The organism is Niveispirillum sp., from assembly GCF_052437035.1.
GTDB lineage: Bacteria > Pseudomonadota > Alphaproteobacteria > Azospirillales > Azospirillaceae > Niveispirillum.
In genome coordinates, this window is record NZ_JBQVOH010000010.1 from 155303 (window position 1) to 174668 (window position 19366).

Annotated in this window: 13 protein-coding genes; 6 read left to right on the top strand and 7 right to left on the bottom strand. The window is 62.1% G+C overall.

Annotation, left to right across the window (positions count from 1 at the left end):
- Positions 1-61 precede the first annotated feature (61 nt).
- Both ACT6Q8_RS21215 and ACT6Q8_RS21220 read left to right on the top strand, forming a co-directional pair.
- Complete coding sequence (locus ACT6Q8_RS21215; RefSeq protein WP_444734360.1) at positions 62-2623, top strand: tetratricopeptide repeat protein; 2562 nt, start codon at positions 62-64, stop codon at positions 2621-2623.
- A 138-nt stretch (positions 2624-2761) separates the two neighbouring features.
- Positions 2762-4786 (top strand): methyl-accepting chemotaxis protein, encoded by a 2025-nt coding sequence (locus tag ACT6Q8_RS21220; protein WP_444734361.1) that lies wholly within the window; start codon positions 2762-2764, stop codon positions 4784-4786.
- A gap of 68 nt (positions 4787-4854) precedes the next feature.
- Here ACT6Q8_RS21220 and pyk read toward each other — a convergent pair whose 3' ends face one another.
- From pyk to ACT6Q8_RS21240, 4 genes are all read right to left on the bottom strand, one after another.
- Positions 4855-6267, bottom strand: coding sequence for a pyruvate kinase (gene pyk / locus ACT6Q8_RS21225; protein WP_444734362.1), 1413 nt, complete (start codon positions 6265-6267; stop codon positions 4855-4857).
- A 318-nt stretch (positions 6268-6585) separates the two neighbouring features.
- Positions 6586-8220: a DEAD/DEAH box helicase gene (locus tag ACT6Q8_RS21230; RefSeq protein ID WP_444734363.1), complete on the bottom strand. Its 1635-nt coding sequence runs from the start codon at positions 8218-8220 to the stop codon at positions 6586-6588.
- A 322-nt stretch (positions 8221-8542) separates the two neighbouring features.
- On the bottom strand, positions 8543-9196 hold the full coding sequence (locus tag ACT6Q8_RS21235; protein ID WP_444734364.1) for a HEPN domain-containing protein: 654 nt from the start codon (positions 9194-9196) through the stop codon (positions 8543-8545).
- Positions 9189-10211 (bottom strand): ParA family protein, encoded by a 1023-nt coding sequence (locus ACT6Q8_RS21240; protein WP_444734365.1) that lies wholly within the window; start codon positions 10209-10211, stop codon positions 9189-9191. The genes ACT6Q8_RS21235 and ACT6Q8_RS21240 overlap by 8 nt, the downstream gene beginning before the upstream one ends.
- Before the next feature lie 356 nt (positions 10212-10567).
- Here ACT6Q8_RS21240 and ACT6Q8_RS21245 point away from each other — a divergent pair, with 356 nt between their 5' ends.
- From ACT6Q8_RS21245 to ACT6Q8_RS21260, 4 genes are all read left to right on the top strand, one after another.
- Positions 10568-11911: a dicarboxylate/amino acid:cation symporter gene (locus ACT6Q8_RS21245; protein WP_444734366.1), complete on the top strand. Its 1344-nt coding sequence runs from the start codon at positions 10568-10570 to the stop codon at positions 11909-11911.
- A gap of 78 nt (positions 11912-11989) precedes the next feature.
- On the top strand, positions 11990-13720 hold the full coding sequence (locus tag ACT6Q8_RS21250; protein WP_444734367.1) for a sensor histidine kinase: 1731 nt from the start codon (positions 11990-11992) through the stop codon (positions 13718-13720).
- 3 nt (positions 13721-13723) lie between these two features.
- Entirely contained in the window at positions 13724-15049 is a 1326-nt protein-coding gene (locus tag ACT6Q8_RS21255; RefSeq protein WP_444734368.1) for a sigma-54-dependent transcriptional regulator, read from the top strand.
- 116 nt (positions 15050-15165) lie between these two features.
- Complete coding sequence (locus tag ACT6Q8_RS21260) at positions 15166-16686, top strand: FAD-binding oxidoreductase (RefSeq protein ID WP_444734369.1); 1521 nt, start codon at positions 15166-15168, stop codon at positions 16684-16686.
- A 121-nt stretch (positions 16687-16807) separates the two neighbouring features.
- Here ACT6Q8_RS21260 and ACT6Q8_RS21265 read toward each other — a convergent pair whose 3' ends face one another.
- The 3 genes from ACT6Q8_RS21265 to ACT6Q8_RS21275 all read right to left on the bottom strand — a co-directional run bounded on the left by ACT6Q8_RS21265 (position 16808) and on the right by ACT6Q8_RS21275 (position 19216).
- A complete protein-coding gene (locus ACT6Q8_RS21265) occupies positions 16808-17548 on the bottom strand; it encodes a FadR/GntR family transcriptional regulator (protein ID WP_156344883.1) in 741 nt (246 codons plus the stop codon).
- A gap of 106 nt (positions 17549-17654) precedes the next feature.
- The gene (locus ACT6Q8_RS21270) at positions 17655-18287 is read right to left on the bottom strand and encodes a 2-dehydro-3-deoxy-6-phosphogalactonate aldolase (RefSeq protein WP_444734370.1); all 633 of its coding nucleotides are present in this window, start codon (positions 18285-18287) and stop codon (positions 17655-17657) included.
- Positions 18287-19216: a 2-dehydro-3-deoxygalactonokinase gene (locus ACT6Q8_RS21275; protein WP_444734371.1), complete on the bottom strand. Its 930-nt coding sequence runs from the start codon at positions 19214-19216 to the stop codon at positions 18287-18289. The genes ACT6Q8_RS21270 and ACT6Q8_RS21275 overlap by 1 nt, the downstream gene beginning before the upstream one ends.
- Positions 19217-19366: the final 150 nt, after the last annotated feature.

Genomic DNA, 19366 nt, shown 5'->3' on the forward strand with positions numbered 1-19366 from the left:
TCCGGTCAATCGGAAATATGCGTCGGTAATCAAGGCAGGCGGTACAGGGGAGCCGTGGAGAATGGTTGATAGTCAGCAGCAAGCCCTGGCGGAACTGAACGCGACGAAGGCCGTGCATCTGGCGGGCAAGCTAGAGGAAGCTATCCGTCGGTATCAGGCCTTGCTGAAAGCCCATCCGACCTTCGCCGACGTGCTGCATCCGCTTGGCATCGCTTTTCAGCAAATGGGTCGTCACGCCGAGGCGGCGGAGGCGATCGGCCATTGGGTGACGTTGGTTCCTCAGGATTATGACGCGCTGATCAACCTCTCCAACTCGCTATTGGCATTGGGCCGCGCCGCCGATGCCGTGCAGGCCAGCCAGAGGGCAGCCGCGCTGCGGCCCGATGCTGCCGGGGCACATGCAATTCTGGCCCAGGCGCTGCATGCATCACGCGACCTTGCCGGCGCCCGGACCAGTTATGAGCGCGCCCTGGCACTGGAACCCAATTCTGCGGAATGCCTGTTCAATTTTGCCAATCTTCTGGTCGACGGGGGGCTGGTGGAAGAAGCGGTGCAGCGCTACCGCGACGCCCTTAAGGTTCGCGCTGATCTTCCGGAAGTGTATGTCAATCTTGCCAACAACCTTGTCCGCCTTGGCAAAGCCGACGAAGCTATCGGGTATTACCATATCGCGCTGCGCCTGCGTCCCGGTATGCCGGAAGCGCTGGTCAACCTTGGCAACGCGCTGTTCATCCATACCGGTGATCTGGATGGTGCCCGCCGCTGTTTCGAAGCGGTGATCGCGCAGGCTCCCACCTATCGCGATGCGTTGAACAACCTGACCAGCCTTGCCATGGAGGCCGGGGATATGGTCACGGCGGTGCGTCATGCCCGCCGCATGCTGGAGGTGCATCCCCACGATCAGTTGCTGCACACGACGGCAGCCGGACTGTTCATGTCCCTGGGGCAGTGGGAAGAAGGCTGGCAGCATTTCGAATGGCGCTGGCTGCGGCCCAACCTGCCCGTTCCCCTGCGTGATTTTGGCCGTCCAGAATGGCAGGGAGAGGATATCAGCGGCAAAACCATCCTGATCCATCATGAGCAGGGGTTGGGCGACAGTATCCAGTTTGTCCGCTTTGTGCAGCAGGTGGTGGCACGGGCCGCCCATGTCATCCTGGAGGTGCCCTCCAACCTTCTGGCCCTCTATCGTTTGGCGATGACCGGGGTGACTCTGGCGACCTTCGGTGAACCGTTGCCGCCCTTCGATGTGCATGTCCCGATCATGAGCCTGGCGCGCGTGCTGGGTGTGACTGTGGATCGTGTGCCGGCACCCATCCCCTATCTGAGGGCGGACCCGGATCGGGTTGATGCCTGGCGTAATCGACTGCCCAAGGGTGGTTTTCGTATCGGTGTCGTGTGGCAGGGCAAGCCAGGAACCGGTGTTGATCGTGGCCGTTCATTTGGCTTGGAACATCTGGCCCCGGTCGCCCGTGTGCCGTGTGTCACGCTGATCAGCCTGCAGAAGGGCTTTGGCCTGGATCAGCTTGACCGGTTGCCCGATGGGATGAAGGTTCAAACGCTGGGGCCTGATTTCGATGAAGGCCCGGATGCGTTCATGGACACGGCTGCGGTCATGCAGCATCTGGACCTTATCATTTCGTCCGACACATCGGTGGCCCATCTGGCTGGTGCTCTTGGCTGCCCTGTCTGGGTTCCATTGAAGTTTGCGCCCGATTGGCGGTGGATGCGCAATCGGGAAGACAGTCCCTGGTATCCGCGAACCATGCGGCTGTTCCGGCAGTCGACGGCTGGTGACTGGGCCAGCGTCTTCCAGCGTCTGGCCACCGAAGTCGCCTTGCTGAAGGATGGTGATGCGTCACGGTTGAGCCCGGCTTCCCCACCGCCACGTCGGCCGCCTTTGCCGTTCCCGCCCGTGCCGACCCCGCCGTTACCGGCACAGCGTCCCCCGGTCCTGTCGCAGCAGATGGTGACCATCGGCAATCAGGATGCCCTGGAAGCCGCAACGCGCCTGGGCGTTCTCCGCTATCCATCGTCCGACAGGATTCTGGGGCGTTGCCTGGAAGCCGATGGCGAATGGCTGGAAGGTGAGGTGGAAGCCTGCGCCCGCACCCTGGAACCCGGCGAGACCGTGGTGGAGGTCGGGGCCGGTATCGGCCTGCATGCCTTGGCCCTGTCAAAACAATTCAAGGTCCACGCGTTCGAGCCGGAGACGCATCTGCGGGAACTGATGCAGTGGAACATGGCCCATGTTCATCATGGTAGCGTGACGCCGCTGCAGGGGGATGGCACCGGCATCGATGCGCTGGGGCTGGACAGCCTGCATCTGATCAAGGTGAGTGTTGATGCACTGGTCCTGCGCGTGTTGAAAGGGGCAAGGAGCAGCATTCTGCAGCATCGCCCGTGTCTTTATCTGCGCTGCGATGCTGGTAAACCCGATCAGGCCACGCTCGATCTGCTGCGGGAAATGAACTACCGGGTGTGGCAGCATACCGTGCCGTTGCACGTTGTGCCCAATTTCAGGGGGAACAGCACCGATCCCTTCCCCGGTGTCATTGTTTGCAACCTGATCTGTGTACCCGCCGGACGGCAGGCCGTGATGCATATGCTGCCGCGTTTGTTGTGACGGGCGCAAGCGCAAGGCCGAAGGCCTATTCGACCGGATAGATGCGGCGGTGTCGTCGCGGATGCTATCAATACCCCGGTATGCGGGACATTTATCCTTGTGATGAATGTTCCATCGGGACAGTCGGGATATTGCACCATGCGCATCGGCATCAGCCAGAAGATCATGTTTTCCAACCTGCTGGTATTGCTGTTGCTGGCTGCGGCGACGGTGCTGATGCTGCTGGGTGCCGGGCGGCAGCAGAAGCAGATTGCGGAGGCGAACCGGGCCGCCGACATGGCGGCGGTGCAGTCGCTGGACCTCGTCTCTTCGGCGCGCCTGCTGTCGATCAATCTGGTGCAGATCCAGCAATGGCTTACCGATGTTTCAGCCACGCGCGGTCTGGACGGTTTGGATGACGGGTTTGCGGAAGCCGAAAAGGCCCGCGACCATGCGCGCGAAAACCTGCGCAAGTCCCGCGAACTGGCCAAGACCATGGGTCAATCCAAGCTGGTGGCAGAGTTGGACAAGGTCGGTGCCGCGCTGGACCCGTTCTATGATCTGGGCCTGAAGATGGCCCACGCCTATGTGAAGGACGGTCCCGCCCAGGGCAACAAGCTGATGGGTGAGCTGGATTCCAAGACCGAGGCCCTGACCGACGCCCTGGAAGCGGTGGTGAAGGAAGTGGATGTCATCGCCGGACAGGCTACCGACAGCATGCACCGTGAATTGGGCAGCGCTGTCGACATTGCCGATGATCTGGCCGATCTGTCCTTGATACTGCTGGTGGTTGGCGTGGCGGTGTCGGCGCTGGTGATGTTCGTCCTGAACCGTCATGTCGTGCGGCCCTTGATTACGCTGACCGATGTTCTGGCCGCCATTGGCGACGGCAATCTGTCGGTCAAGGTGCCTGCCGCCGGTGACCGTAAGGATGAGATCGCGGACATGTCCCGCGCACTGGCCATCCTGCATGAACGCACGGCGGATAATGTCCGCCTGCGTGAAGCCCAGGCGGAGGCAGAGGCCAAGGCGCGGGAGGAACGCGTGGCCGCCCTGACCGGCATGGCCGAAACGGTGGAAAGCGAAAGCCGCGTATCGGTGGACAATGTCGCCGCTGAAGCCGCCATCATGGACAAGACCGCCGCCGGCATGGAGCAGTCTGCGGCCCAGGTCAGCGACAATGCCCAGAACGTGGCTGCCGCCGCCGAACAGGCGCTGGCCAATGCCGAGGCAGTTGCCAGCGCCACTGAAGAACTGACCGCCTCCATCCAGGAGATCAGCGCCCAGGTCGCCCATGCCATGACCGTCAGCCGCAAGGCTGTGGAAGGGGGCGAGCGTACCCGCGAGACCATCGAAAGCCTGCGCGAGGTGGTGGGCCAGATCGGGGAGGTCGCCAACCTGATCGGTGACATTGCTGGCCAGACCAACCTTCTGGCATTGAACGCCACCATTGAGGCGGCACGCGCCGGCGAAGCCGGCAAGGGCTTTGCCGTCGTGGCGTCGGAGGTGAAGAACCTGGCGACCCAGACCAGCCGGTCGACCGAGGACATTACCCGCAAGATCAGCGAGATCCAGTCGGCCACCGCCGCCGCCGTGGAGGCCGTTACCTCCATCAGCGGGGCCATCAACGACATGGACCATATCTCCTCCACCATCGCTGCCGCGATGGAGGAACAGTCGGCGGCGACCAAGGAGATTGCCCGCAACGTATCGGAGACGGCCAACGCCAACCGCGAGGTGTCCCGCCGCATCGCCCTGGTGTCGGAGGAGGCCCACGGTACCGGGCAGAAGGCCCAGCTGCTGCGCGAGGTATCGACCCATGTCACCGATGGCGTGAACGCCCTGCGCCAGACCCTGGTCCGCGTCGTCCGCACCGCCATTTCCGATGTCGACCGCCGTGGGAGCCGCCGGTATCAGGTGGGGCAGACGGTCAGTGTGCAGATCGGGGGCCGGTCCCTGGAGGCCAGCCTGGACAATATTTCCAGCGGTGGTGCCCTGCTGTCCCTGGATGGCGTCAGCGTGGGGCAGAAGGGGCAACTGACCTGGCGCCAGTTGCCGACCCCCATCAGCTTTACCATCGTGGCCAGCGAACTGGGTACCTGTTCCCTCCGCTTCGACCATGACAATGAAGGCCAGCAGGCCCTGGCCAACCGCCTGGACGGTCTGCGCCTGCAGGCGGCGTAAGCGTCGAGTTCACAAAAGAAAAGCCCGGTGACCGTGAGGCCGCCGGGCTTTTTTCATGTCCCGCGCGATCAGATCTTGGCGATGCGCAGGTTGTTGGTGCTGCCCGACTGGCCGAAGGGGATGCCGGCGACGATGACGATCCGATCACCCGGACGGGCGAACTCTTCCTTCACGGCCAGGGTACGGGCGCGGTCCACCATCTCTTCATAGGTGCCGACATCAACGGAATGGATGGCGTGCGCCCCCCAGACCAGCGCCAGACGGCGGGCCACACTCTCATGCGGGGTGGTGGCCAGCACCGGCACGTCGGGCCGCTTGCGGGCGATACGGGCGACGGTATTGCCGCTGGACGTATAGGCGAAGATGGCGGCGGCATCGATGGTGCCGGCCAGATCGGCGGCCACACCGGCGACGGCATGCGACGGGGTGTGATCCACCTCCGGCTCCAGCGCCGTGATGATGGGGCGGTATGTCGGGTGATGCTCCGTGCTGGTGATGATGCGGTTCATCATCGACACGGCTTCCACCGGGTACTGGCCCGAGGCACTTTCAGCGGACAGCATGACGGCATCGGCACCATCATAGACGGCGGTGGCAACGTCGGACGCCTCGGCGCGGGTCGGGGTCGGGCTGGCCACCATGCTGTCCAGCATCTGGGTGGCCACGATCACCGGCTTGGCGGCCAGACGCGCGGCGCGGACCAGTTCCTTCTGGCGGCCGGGCACATCCTCATGCGGGATTTCCACGCCCAGGTCGCCGCGTGCCACCATGATGGCGTCGGACAGGCGGATGATATCCTCGATCTTTTCAAGCGCCTGCGGCTTTTCGATCTTGGAGACCAGACCAGCCTTGTCACCGATCAGGGCCTTGGCCTCGATCACGTCGGACGGGCGCTGCACGAAGGACAGGGCGATCCAATCCATGCCCAGCGACAGGCCAAAGGCCAGATCGGCGCGGTCCTTCTCCGTCAGGGGTGACAGGTCGAGCGCCGTGCCGGGCAGGTTCACGCCCTTGCGGTTGGAGATGACGCCGCCGACAATCACCTCTGCCGTGATCTTGTCATCGCTGACGCCGCGCACCCGCACCCGCACGCGGCCATCATCGATCAGCAGGTCCTGGCCCGGCATGATGGCCTTGAAAATCTCCGGATGGGGCAGGGGGATATTGTCCTTGCCCCCGGGCTCCTTGCCCAGCACGAAGGTCACCTTCTCCCCGTTCACCAGATCTTCCTTGCCGGCGGTCAGGGTGCCGATGCGGATCTTCGGCCCCTGCAAATCCTGCAGGATACCGATGGGACGGCCCACTTCCTTTTCCAGGGCGCGGATGGCGGCGTGGACCTTGGCATGGTCGTCATGGGTGCCGTGACTGAAATTCAGGCGGAACACGTCGGCACCGGCCAGGAACAGCTCCTTCAGCTTCTCCGGCGTATTGCTGGCCGGGCCGACGGTGGCGACGATCTTGGCGTGGCGGTGGCGGCGCATGGGCGATCCTTGATGCTCTGGTGGTGCGATAATCTTATCGGGGCGTGCGCGCCCCATCTTTCCCATGCCTTATAGCATGGTTCGCAGGGGATTTGATCCCCCCAGTTACAAGAATTCGATGTCAGTTTGGTAATTCAGTTACCAGAACGCCGGTTCCCGCGCGGTCGTGCAACAGGATGCAACAGAAAATGAAGGTGTGTTGCAGGGGGACCGGGTCTTTGGACAAAGTCCGACCGCCGTCTGGCGCAGTGTAGCATTGTGCGGTGGGGAAGTCAGCGGTTGGATGGGAGGGTGAGGGGACACCCTCCCCAAACAATCTTACCCGCGCGCGGGGCGGCGCAGGAAGTCAGGGGTCCAGTCACCACCCGAAGCCTCCGCCCCCTCACGGGCCGGACGCTGGGGCCGTTGCGGCTTGGCGGCACCGTCGCGGGCGGGGCGGTTGTCGGCGGTCTGCTTGGCGGCGGGGCGGGAGTGCTGCTGCGGCTTGCCCTGCTGGGCCGGGCGCTGCCCCTGGCCCTGGGGGCGTTGGCCCTGCCCCTGCGGGCGGGGGCCCTGGGGACGCGGCTGCTGCGGCCGGGTGGACGGGCTGGCGGACGGGTTGCCAGATGGGGTGCTCGTGCCCTCGGCGCGGGGGGCGCTGTTGCGGGGCGCGTCGGTGCGCGGGGCGTCGCCGCGTGCCGCCTCGGCGTTGCGCGGCTGACCGCGATGGCCACGGCCTTGGCTGCTGCGCTCACCCGGCTGGCCCGCCGGCTTGGGCCGGTTGCGTTTGGGTTGCGGCTGCGGCGGACGTTCGGGCTTCAACTGCGGCAGGACAGCGGCGGCAGCGGGTTCCATCGCGTGACGCGGGATCGACTGCCGCGTGACCTTCTCGATCTGCTTCAGCAGCGGGCGGTCGGCGGGCGTGACCAGGGAAACGGCGGTGCCGGCCCGACCCGCGCGGCCCGTGCGGCCAATGCGGTGGACATAGGCGTCGGGCACTTCCGGCAGGTCATAATTGAAGACGTGGGTGATCAGGTCCACATCAATGCCGCGCGCCGCAATGTCGGTGGCGACCAGGGCGCGGGTCTTGCCGGCGCGGAAGGCATCGAGCGCGCGTTCGCGGGCATTCTGTGACTTGTTGGCGTGATAGGCGTCAGCCTCCAGGCCAGCGCCCGCCAGCTGTGCCGCCAGTTTATTGGCGCCATGCTTGGTGCGGGTGAAGATGATGGCGGTCTCTACCGCCGGATCGGACAGCAGTTTCACCAGGGTCGGTGCCTTCTGCGCCATATCCAGATGGATCACCGACTGGTCGATGCGCTCCACCGTCGTGGCGGGCGGCGTCACCTCCACCCGGACATGATCATGCAGCAGGCTTTCGGCCAGACCGGAGACATCATTGGGCATGGTGGCAGAGAAGAACATGGTCTGGCGGCCCGTCTTGGGCAGCTTCGCCACGATCTTCTTCACCGCCGGCAGGAACCCCATGTCCAGCATGCGGTCCGCCTCGTCCAGAACGAACAGGGCGATATTGTCCAGCTTGCACTTGCCCTGATCCATCAGGTCGATCAGGCGGCCCGGCGTGGCGATCAGGATATCGACGCCAGCGGCCAGCGCCTTGATCTGCGGATTGATCGAGACACCACCATGCACCACGGCATTGGTGAAAGGCAGCTGCACGCCCAGCAGGTCGAACACGGTGCCGACCTGCAGCGCCAGTTCGCGGGTGGGCAGCATGATCAGGGCGCGGGGATAATGCGGCCGGGCACGCTTATCCGCCTTGGTCAGGGCCTGCAGCACCGGCAGGGCAAAGGCCGCCGTCTTGCCCGTGCCCGTCTGGGCCAGACCCAGCACGTCACGGCCCGCCAAGGCGGGGGGCAAGGCCTGAGCCTGGATCGGGGTGGGGGTGGTATAGCCCGCCGTGGCCAAGCCGGCGGAAAGCGGGGACAGCAGCCCCAGACCATTAAAATCGAGCATGTGAGGAAACGTAACCTTGAGGATCCGGCCCGGCGCAGGATGCAGCCGAACACCATAAGCACCACCGGAACGGTGGCGGCCCGATGGGGGCGGCGGTTCCAGAATGTTGCGTTATGGGTGCCTTATCGCATGGCTTTGTGCGCTGCGACAAGGGCGGTTGGCGGGGGGCAGGGGTGCGGTGGCGTTCTCGCCTAGCTTCTGGGCCAAGCCATCGACATCCCGGCGAATGCCGCGATTTAAGAAATCACGACAAAAACCTATTAAAGTCTAAGATCTCCGGCCTCAGATTTGGGTGAGGTGGCTATATATTTATAATAAATATCTATTTAAAGCTATTTACATTAGAGGTGGGCGGGCTAATTGAAGGATTTATCACCAGATCAACAATGGCATTGCCGCATCGAGCGATAAAATTAGTTATATCATCGCATTCTGCGCGACTTACTGGTGTCTTCTCATTTGTAAGCGGGTTCATATCAGACTCATGCACAATTGCATTTCTACGTGTTGAAATTAATACTAATTTTTTGGTCATATACTCTTCACTATAACCTGCCTTTTTAGAAATAATAGCCCACTTATGTTTCTCTGGCCATATTAAAGAGAGGCCATCGCTTATTTTATCTGGATGTTGAAAAGATAGAATTTTTAATTTTTCTACTACAGCATTCTCAAAGATATTTTCCTTAGGAGGCATTGTAGCGAGTGAGATCGATGTAAGAGTTTGAAGCGATACTGTCTCCCCATTAAACTTTTTGGTTGCAGGTCTTGTGCCAGCAAAAGTTTGGCACATGCCTATACGAATTACGTCGTGCATTAACTTGTCAAATGCTGCAACAGCGATCACTATTTGGGCGCGGAGCAAGTCATCAAAAGATGTTGGCACTCGTACTTGAGCCGAAATGTAATCAAACAAGGCTGTGTTCTGGCGGGCCTCAGCGATGTTACGATTGAAAACAGATTTCGCGTTAAGCATGGGAAATCATATCTCTTATGTTGTTGCTGATTACGTTAAATTGTGTGTAGAACGTATCGCGACGATCAATGAAGTTTGCAAGAACGGTGCCGGTTTCACCAATCTCTTCGTTGGTTAGTGCGAATATTGGAGCCCCTGCGTCATAAGATTTTGGTAAAAGCCCCTGGAAATCTGGTATTTCTCCAAGACAATATGTGTCATTCAAAACATACTCACCAGGCTCTAAAGTCATGCCAGCACGCCTAAGCGCTGCGACAACGTCCCCGTTTACCTTTGCATTTATTTCAGATATATTGTCTCTGTATGGGCGCGCAGCGCGACCATTTCGAATATTAAATCGTTGAATAAGGGTGCCGATGAATTTTGGCGTGCCTGCTGGGAGAGGGTATGCAGACTCCTCGAACAAAGGAAGTGCAGAGTTTTTCCAAGCAACCCAACGAGGAAGAACAGTCTTGAGGGTATCTAGTGCCATTAAAGAAAAAGGATCAGGGTTTGTTGGAATAATGAAGGCATTGGAAATCAAAAAAAGATTTTGATTTATTGCGCTCAATCCAGGGTTTAAATCTATAATTGTAACGTCAATATTGTAACGCTCCTCAGTTAATCGCAGAAGTTCTGCAAACGCACCGGGGAGATTTTGTAATGTAGCTAACGCATTATTTGAAGTTTGCGCAAATGTCAATGCGGCATCATATTCAGAAAGATTGGCGTGGCCTGGAAGCAAATAAAGCCCCGGCGCCCTGGCTACATTAACGCAGTCAACCGCAGTGATTGGTGAGGGTCTGCCAGTAAAGGTGGCAGCCACGCCATCTTTTAGATTGTTGAGTTTTGTCGCATCCTCTAAATAATGACGCTCAAAATCGTCCCTCAGGATTAATCCAGAAAGATTACACTGAGGATCAGCATCTACAAGCAAAACCCTCATCGTGGATGACAGCATCCACCCAATATTGTATGCTGAGGTGGTTTTGCTCACGCCACCTTTGTGATTAAATACGACAAGCCTCTTAGACATATGACCTCCTATTTAACGGACCCTACGTACACCGCCTACACGCCTAAAGCTAGAGGAAATTTGTCACCTTTCTTATCACCATAGTTCAATCCGTCGCCCTCGCGGAAAGGGGAGTGGTCTCATAGACGCACATCGGTGACTTTGTTAGCGTAATACCCCCCCCGTCCGAAATCCCGCACAAACCCCACTACCCCTGTCCGAACTTCCAGACAAAACCCGCCCCCACCCCGCGCCAACCCCTTGATTCTCCTGCATCCCTGCCCCTGGCACAGCACATGCCTAAAGGCCCCCCGAAGGCGGGACGGGGCCATGCGGCCTCCCAACCCGGCGGACACGGATCAATTGGGAGAAGCGACATGGCCCAGGGTGCCAGCATCGCCGCCAGCCCGGCGGCGCCGAAAAAGTTCTATCAGAGCCTTTATGTGCAGGTGCTGGTGGCCATCGCCGTCGGCATCGCGCTGGGGCATTTCTACCCGTCGGTGGGTGAAAGCATGAAGCCGTTGGGCGATGCCTTCATCAAGATGATCAAGATGTTGATCGCGCCCATCATCTTTCTGACCGTCGTGCATGGCATTGCCGGCATGGAGGATATGAAGAAGGTGGGGCGGGTTGGGTTCAAGGCCCTGATTTACTTTGAGGTTCTGACGACCATCGCCCTGGTTCTGGGCATGGTGATCGTCAATGTCTGGCAACCGGGGGCCGGCATGAATGTCGATCCCGCCACTCTGGACACCAAGTCCATCGCGTCTTATGCCGCCAAGGCGCAGGAGCAGGGGACCGTCGCCTTTCTGATGCACATCATCCCCACGACCGTCGTCGGCGCCTTTGCCGAGGGCGAGATTTTGCAGGTGCTGTTCATCGCCATCCTGTTCGCCTTCGGCCTGCAAAGCCTGGGCGACAAGGGCCGGCCCATGCTGCACCTGATCGATCAGGCCTCTGGCATCTTCTTCAAGATTGTCGGCATCCTGATGAAGGTGGCGCCCATCGGTGCCTTTGGCGCCATGGCCTTTACCATCGGCAAGTACGGGGTCGATACGCTGATCTCGCTGGGGCAGTTGATGGCGGCGTTTTATGCCACGTGCCTGATCTTCATCTTCGGCGTGCTGGGTGTGGTGGCGCGGGTCTGTGGTTTCTCCATCACCCGCTTCATCCGCTATATCCGTGAAGAACTGCTGATCGTGCTGGGCACGTCGTCATCGGAAAGCGCCCTGCCGCGCCTGATGGCGAAGCTGAACAAGCTGGGTGTGGAAAAGTCGGTCGTGGGGCTGGTCGTGCCCACCGGTTATTCCTTCAACCTGGATGGTACTTGCATTTACCTGACCATGGCCGCCATCTTCCTGGCCCAGGCCACCAATACCGACCTGACCATCTGGCAGGAACTGGGCATTCTGGCGGTGCTGCTGCTGACCTCCAAGGGTGCGGCGGGGGTCACCGGGTCGGGCTTCATCGTGCTGGCCGCCACGCTGGCCACGGTCGGCCATATCCCGGTGGCGTCCATCGCCCTGATCCTGGGTGTTGATCGGTTCATGTCGGAAGCGCGCGCCCTGACCAACCTGATCGGTAATGGTGTCGCCACGCTGGTGGTGGCCAAGTGGGAAGGCGCGCTGGATACGGCCAAGATGCAGGCCGAACTGGCTAACCCGACGGGGATTGAGGAAGCATTGGAGCGGCCGCGCCCCGTGCTGGCCCCGGCGGAGTAAGCGCTTCCGCAAAACCTGTTTCATCCTTTATCCTTTGCCGCCATGACCTCCCCCCTCCCCATGCGCGGCAGCCACAGGGTGAAGACCGGCCTGATTGGGCTGGGCTTCGCCCTGCTGGCGTTTGTCCTGGCCTGGGCCGGCGGGGAGTTGGCGGCGGGGATCAGCCGGGATGCGCTGCTGGATCAGGCGGGGCCGAAACGCGACCTCTATGTCGCGGGCCTGCGCAGTGAGCTGACGCGGCATGAGACGACGCCGGCCATCCTGGGCCTGTCGCGCACCCTGCGCGCCGCATTGCAAAGCCCGGATGATCCGGTGGCCATTGAGGCGGCGAATATCTATATGGAGCAGATCGCGGCGCGGACGGGGGCGGCGGCGCTTTACCTGATGGATACGGCCGGTACCACACTGGCGGCTAGCAATTGGCGACAGGCGGACAGTTTCGTGGGCCGCAACTTCGCCTATCGCCCTTATTTCCGCGAGGCGCTGGCCAGTGGGGCAGGGCGCTTTTATGGCGTCGGCACCACCAGCCGGGAACCGGGGCATTATTTCGCTCGCGCGCTGGAAGAAGGCGGCCTGACCCTGGGCATTACCGTCGTCAAGGTCTCGCTGGCCCCGGTGGAGAAAAGCTGGGCCGGGCTGTCGGACCGGATTCTGGTGGTGGATGGCAATGGGGTGGTGATCCTGTCATCGGTACCCGACTGGACCTTTCGTACCCTGGCCCCGCTGTCGGAGGCGGAGAAGGTGCGGCTGGCCGATACACGGCAATATGAGGGGGTGGCGCTGCGCGGGTTGGATTGGCGCGCGGGTGCAGACGGGACGGTGACGCTGGCCGGCGCGCCCGTGGCCTATCTGGCCAGCGACAGCGAAGTGGAGGGCACGCCATGGCGGCTTTACCTTCTGTCCAGCCTGGACGGGGTGCAGATGGCCCGCGATGTGGGCCGCGTCGGCGGGGTGGGGGTGGCAGCGTTGTGCCTGCTGGGCTGGCTTTACTGGCGGCAGCGGCGGCGGACAAGGCGGGCCTGGGAACGGTCGGCGGCAGCGCTGGAGCGGGAGGTGGCAGCGCGCACCGCAGAACTGGTCGCCGCGAATGAGGATTTGCGCCGGGCGCAGGATGATCTGGTGCAGGCAGCCAAGCTGGCGGCCCTGGGCCAACTGTCAGCGGGTATTACCCATGAACTGAACCAGCCGCTGGCCGCACTGCGCACCTTTTCCGACAATGCGGCGGCCTTTCTGGAACGCGGCAAGCTGGAACGGGTGGAGGAGAATTTGCGCCATATCGCGGGCCTTACGGAACGGATGGCGCGGATCACGGGGCAATTGCGCACCTTTGCCCGGCGGTCGGATAACCGGCCCGAGGATGTGGCCGTGGCACGCGCCACCGACAACGCCCTGACGCTTTTGGCCGAAAAGGTCCGGCGGGTGGGGGCGGAGATCGTGCTGGATCTGGCCGATGGGCTGATTGTGCGCTGTGACCCGCTGCGCCTGGAACAGGTGTTGGTCAACCTGATCGGCAATGCGCTGGACGCGGTCGCGGGTCAGGTGCAGCGGCGCGTGACGGTGTTGGGGGATGTGGCAGGGGGGCGGGTGCGGCTATGCGTGGCCGATACCGGGCCGGGGATTGCCGACGAACATATGCCGCATCTGTTCGAACCGTTTTTCACGACCAAGCCGCCCGGTGTCGGCCTTGGCCTGGGGCTGGTGATTTCGGCCAGCATCATCCGCGACCATGATGGTAGTCTGACCGCCGCGAACGGGCGGGATGGCGGTGCGGTTTTCAGCATCGACCTGCCGGCGGCAGAAGGGGTTTAGGGCATGGGCGCACCGCGCATCCTGCTGGTGGAGGATGATGATTCCGTCCGGTTGGGCGTGGAACAGGCGCTGGAACTGGCCGACCTGCCCGTGCGCGGCTTTGCGGCGGCGGAACCGACGCTGGACGCCTTGCAGCGGGATGGGGCGGATGTCCTGATCACCGATGTGCGCCTGCCGGGGATGGATGGGTTGGCGCTGCTGAAGGCGGCGGTGGCGGTGGATGCGGCGCTGCCGGTCATCCTGATGACGGGGCATGGCGATATTGCCATGGCGGTGGGCGCCATGCGCGACGGCGCCTATGATTTCATTGAAAAACCGTTCGCGTCCGACCGGCTGGTCAGCACCGTCAACCGGGCGCTGGAAAAACGCCAGCTGGTGGCAGAGGTGGGGGCGCTGCGTCAGGCGCTGGTGCAGCAGGATGGGCTGGATGCCGCCCTTCTGGGCCGGTCGGCGGGCATGATGGCCGTCAAGAAGCTGATCAGGCAGGTGGCGGATACCGGCGCCGATGTCCTGATCCTGGGCGAGACGGGCAGCGGCAAGGAAATGGTGGCCCACGCCCTGCACCAGTTCTCCAAACGCGCGGCCAAACCATTCGTCGCCATCAATTGCGGGGCGATCCCCGACAGTATGGTGGAAAGCGAGCTGTTTGGGCATGAGGCAGGCGCCTTTACCGGGGCCGCCAAGACCCGCATCGGCAAGCTGGAATTCGCCGATGGCGGCACCGTCTTTCTGGACGAGATCGAAAGTATGCCGATGGCAGCGCAGGTGAAGTTGCTGCGCGTGCTGCAGGACCGGCGGGTGGAGCGGCTGGGCTCCAACCGGTCCATCGCGCTGAATATCCGGTTTGTCGCGGCGACCAAGGAGGATCTGGGTGCACTGTCGAAACAGGGGCGGTTCCGGGAGGATCTGTATTTCCGGTTGAATGTCGTGCCCCTGTCGATCCCGCCGCTGCGGCAACGGCGCGAGGATATTCCCATGCTGCTGGACCATTTCCTGCTGACGGCCAGCGACCGGCTGGGGACGCCACCACCACTGGTGCCGGCGGCGGATCGTCAGGCGCTGCTGGCCCATACCTGGCCCGGCAATGTCCGCGAATTGCGCAATGTCGCCGACCGTATGGCGCTTGGTCTGCCGGCCTTGTTGGGTGCGGGGGCAGAGGCGGTCGGGCTGGCGGCGCAGGTGGAGGCGTTTGAACGCCAGTTGATCATGGCCGCCCTGACCGACCAGAAGGGCGATGTGCCGGCGGCGGCGGAAGCATTGGCCGTTCCAAAGAAAACCCTTTATGACAAGTTGAAACGTTTCGGGATCGAAATAGAGGCTTTTCGGTAGGGAAAAGCCATTCCGGTACCAGAACAAACCCGGAAATATAACAAGTCATATCACCACGTTGACGCGATTGCGCATATGCCCTTATAAACCTAAGCGATAATATCCTTGGGGAGGGAATGATGCTGCGCAATATCGAGCCGTCTCGTCGCAATTTCCTGGTGGGGGCGGGCAAGTTCGCGGCGGTGGCGCCGTTGGCTGCCTCCATGCCCTGGGGTGCGGCGCGGGCGGCCACGCCGGTCAATGCCTGTCCGCCGGTATCGGCCTGGAGCGATCTGGCCAGCCGGGTCAGCGGTGGTGTGTTGCGCCCGCAGGACCCGTTCTTCAACGATGTCTGCCGGCCCAACAACCTGCGCTACAACACCCTGCCCATGGGCATTGCCCGCTGTCTGAAAACGGAGGATGTCCAAGGTGCCCTGAACTGGGTGCAGCAGCAGGGGCTGCCCTTTGCCGTGCGGTCGGGCGGGCACAATTACGCGGGCTACTCCTCCACCAACGGTCTGCTGATCGACATGTCGCTGATGGCCGGGGTCGAGGTGGTGGACAAGAAGGAAGGCATTGTCCGCGTCAAGGGCGGCACCGGCAACGCCCTGGTCTATAAGGACCTGGAGCGTGCGGGCCTTACCATCACCCATGGCCGTTGCGATGCCGTGGGGGCAGCTGGCTTCCTGCTAGGTGGCGGCATCGGGTTCAGCATGCGGATGTACGGCATCGCGTCTGATCTGCTGACCGGCACCACTGTTGTGACGGCGGATGCCAATATCCACAAGGCCGACGCCAAGAATGACAGCGACCTTTACTGGGCTTGCCGGGGCGGGGCCGGTGGCAATTTCGGTATCAATACGGAATTCCTGCTGCGCACCTTCCCCGCAGAGACCGTGTCGGTCTGTCAGTTGAAATGGACGGACAAGCAGGCCGATGTTCTGCATGCGCTGCTGACCCGGTTGCCCAACATGCCCAATACGTTCGGCAGCAAGATCAATGTCACCCTGCCCAGCATCCAGCAGCGCTGCCAGGGCATCGGCAGCGAAGTGTCGATCCTGGCGCAATTGCACAAGACCAAGGGCAAGACCCTGAAGGACATGTTCGGCCCGCTATGGGAGACGGCCCAGAAGGTCTGGGTCCATGAGGACATCCCCTATTGGGTGGCGCAGGATTATCTGGCCGAGGAAACCTACCCCTACTATTACCAGGAGAAGTCCAGTTATGTGCAGGCATCGCGGATCAGCCGCGATGGGGTACAGACCCTGTTGGATGCCGGTCGCTTGCAGCCCGGCACCTCCATGCCCGTCGCCTACAAGTTCTTCCAGACGGGCGGGGCCTGCAACGACATGCGGGCCGACGCCACCGCCTATGTCCATCGCGGCAATGACTGGCTGTTCTCGGTGGAGATGAACTGGTGGCAGCCGACGGACCCGCAGGGCCTGATCAATGACAATCTCACCTGGCAGAAGGATTTCTATGCATTGACCAACCGGACATTCTCCGCTGTCGGTGCCTATCAGAACTTCCCCGACCCCACGCTGGATGATTGGGCCAAGGCTTACTATGGGGAGAACCTGACCCGGCTGCGGGAGGTGAAAACCAAGTATGACCGGGATTCGGTGTTCAATTACGGGCAGGGCATCAAGCCGCTGTAAGGGCTGTTGTGGGTAAAAAAATATGGCCTCCCCGACCCATGCCGGGGAGGCCATATAAAACACTTGAACCCGCGTGCTCGTTAAGAGCCGATGCGGAAATGGTGGCGTTAAGCCCTTTTCATCAATCCGACAGTTCGCCGGTTGCAATCGCGTTCTCGATCAAGGTCATGGCTTCCACGATCAGGTGGCGCATGGCGATTGCTGCTTCGTCGGCGTTACCGGCATTGATGGCGTCAGCTACCTTCTGGTGGTCGGCGACGCTGGCCAACCGCACGCCCTTGCGGCGATTGGTCAGGCGGATGGAGGTGCGCAGGGCCGCGTCGATGACGTCACGCAGCTGTGCATAGAACCGGTTTCCCGTCGCCTCCAGCACCGCCACATGGAAGGCGATGTCGGAGGTCAGGGGGTCATCATCGCCCAGTTCGGCTGCCTGCATGCGGGCCATTGCCGCCCGGATTGCAGCCTTTGCCTTTTCATCGGCATGACGGGCGGCCAGCGATGCCGCCACCGGTTCGATGGCCAAACGCACCTGGGTGAATTCCAGAAGCAGGGCGGGCGAAAATTTCCGCTCCAGCAGCCAGCGCAGCACATCAGGGTCCAGCAGGTTCCAGTTGCGCTCCGGCTCGATCCAGGTGCCCTGACGTGGCCGGGCCTTGAGCAGGCCCTTGGCCGTCAGCATCTTTACCGCTTCGCGCAGCACCGACCGGCTGGCGCCCAGCCGCTTGCATAGTTCCGCCTCCGTCGGGAACGGATTGGAATGGCCGTAGGTACCGGTAACAATATCGACGCCAAGCTGCTGAAGAATGCCATAGGTGAAGTTACGGCCGGATTCCGCGCGCAAGCCCCGTTCATTCACGCTCATGCGTTTCCGCTCCCCCTTCGGTCAACCGCCACCCCGGCGGCGACCCCTGATCATTCGTGCCCAATAGCATATTCAGCAGGCGGCAGATAAAGGCAAGACAACGATATCAATCATCCGCCGCACGCCAAGCCGAAATAATCTGCTGTGCCTTGCCGCCGACTTGTTCCGCCGTGAAACCGGGCTTGAAGATTTCGCTGCCCACACCGATGCCGGCCACGCCCGCCGTGCGCCAGACAGAAAGGTTGTCCGCTCCGACACCGCCAACGGCATACAGCTTCACATCCGCCGGCATCACCGCCGACAGAGCCTTGATATGGCCATGGCCATAGGTGGCGGCGGGGAACAGCTTCAGGTGCCGCGCGCCGGCCTTGATGGCGGCGAAGGCCTCCGTCGCGGTGGCGAATCCGGGCATGGGTAGCAGGCCCAGTTCCACCGCGCGGGTGATGACGGCGGGATCGGTGTTGGGCGTGACAATCAGCCGGCCACCCGCCGCTGCCACCTTTTCCACCGCTTCCGGTGTCAGAACGGTGCCTGCGCCGACCAGACAGGTGTCACCGAAATGCCGGGCCAGGATGGCGATGCTGTCGAACGGGTCTGGGCTATTCAACGGCACCTCGATGGCGCGGAAGCCGGCATCGAACAGCGCCTGTCCGATGGCCAGCACCGTATCAGGCGTGACGCCGCGCAGGATGGCCACCAGGGGGCTTTCGGTCAGGAAATGGGCGAGCGGATGGGTCATCACAGGTTTCCGGCAAGGGTTGCGGCGCGGATAGAAAGCAGGCCCGCCAGGGCAAGGTCACCGCCATCAAGGCCGATGCCGCCCCGCCCCGCGACGGACAGGGCGGCCTGATAGGATTGGATCAGGGCCGGGCTGGCCACCAGGATCACCGGCGCGTCGGTCAGGCCGGCCATCATGGCAAGCCCGCCCGCGATATCGCCCCCGATGACCAGACCGGACAGGAAGGACAGGGCATCCTGTGCATTCATGCCATCCAGCAATTGCCGCGACCGCGCCTGGAACAGCAGATGCGACAGGCTGACGCCCGACAGGGCGCGTTCAACGCCCAGGGTGAAGGCCGTTCCCACCTGCGGCTGCAAGCTGTCGGTGCCCCGGCCCAGCACACTGTGCTGCCGAAGCAGGGCGAACAGTTCGCCGGTGAAGCCGGTCTGGAAATTCTCTACCCGTCCATCATTCAGCAGTGCCCATTTGGCGTGGGTGCCGGGCAGGCAGAGCAGATGGTAGCCTTGGGTCAACTCCGGTCTGGTCGCCAGTACGCCCAGGATCTGCGTCTCCTCCCCGCGCATCACATCGGGCGCGTCCAGGGCGGTGCGCGTCGACAGGCCCGGCACGACGGCGATCTCCGCCCCGGCGGCGGAGAACCGGGTCAGGCCGGTGGCCAGCGATCGCACATCGGCGGGACAGGGATGATATGCCGCTTCCACCCAGCCGATGGTGGAGCCGACCATGCCGCACAGCAGGGCGGGCAGGGGGCCATGGGCCGCGTGCCAAGCCGCTGTCGCGTCAAGAAACACGGTTTCCAGCCGGCCCGTGGCGGCGGCCACACCCGGCCCTTCCGCCCGGTCCAGCACAGTGCCATCGTCCGCGCACAGCCACAGGCGCAGATTGCTGGTACCCCAGTCGCCGGCAATGAATGGCCCGCGTCGCATATGGTTTCCCCCTTGGAAGGGTCGTTGAGCCGATCCCTGAGCTTGCTTGGGATATATATGATAATTTTCGCGACTGCAAAGACCGTAGGCTTGACTGATCAGATTTATCGTATAAATAAAGGATCAGTGTGGTGCCGATACCGCTTTCCC

Bases quoted from the DNA above. Each gene is read 5' to 3' on its own strand.
- ACT6Q8_RS21230 (WP_444734363.1), bottom strand. From the start codon at position 8,220: ATGCTCGATTTTAATGGTCTGGGGCTGCTGTCCCCGCTTTCCGCCGGC.
- ACT6Q8_RS21260 (WP_444734369.1), top strand. From the start codon at position 15,166: ATGATGCTGCGCAATATCGAGCCGTCTCGTCGCAATTTCCTGGTGGGG.
- ACT6Q8_RS21215 (WP_444734360.1), top strand. From the start codon at position 62: ATGGTTGATAGTCAGCAGCAAGCCCTGGCGGAACTGAACGCGACGAAG.
- ACT6Q8_RS21220 (WP_444734361.1), top strand. From the start codon at position 2,762: ATGCGCATCGGCATCAGCCAGAAGATCATGTTTTCCAACCTGCTGGTA.
- ACT6Q8_RS21240 (WP_444734365.1), bottom strand. From the start codon at position 10,211: ATGTCTAAGAGGCTTGTCGTATTTAATCACAAAGGTGGCGTGAGCAAA.
- ACT6Q8_RS21270 (WP_444734370.1), bottom strand. From the start codon at position 18,287: ATGACCCATCCGCTCGCCCATTTCCTGACCGAAAGCCCCCTGGTGGCC.
- ACT6Q8_RS21255 (WP_444734368.1), top strand. From the start codon at position 13,724: ATGGGCGCACCGCGCATCCTGCTGGTGGAGGATGATGATTCCGTCCGG.
- ACT6Q8_RS21275 (WP_444734371.1), bottom strand. From the start codon at position 19,216: ATGCGACGCGGGCCATTCATTGCCGGCGACTGGGGTACCAGCAATCTG.
- ACT6Q8_RS21265 (WP_156344883.1), bottom strand. From the start codon at position 17,548: ATGAGCGTGAATGAACGGGGCTTGCGCGCGGAATCCGGCCGTAACTTC.
- pyk (WP_444734362.1), bottom strand. From the start codon at position 6,267: ATGCGCCGCCACCGCCACGCCAAGATCGTCGCCACCGTCGGCCCGGCC.
- ACT6Q8_RS21235 (WP_444734364.1), bottom strand. From the start codon at position 9,196: ATGCTTAACGCGAAATCTGTTTTCAATCGTAACATCGCTGAGGCCCGC.
- ACT6Q8_RS21245 (WP_444734366.1), top strand. From the start codon at position 10,568: ATGGCCCAGGGTGCCAGCATCGCCGCCAGCCCGGCGGCGCCGAAAAAG.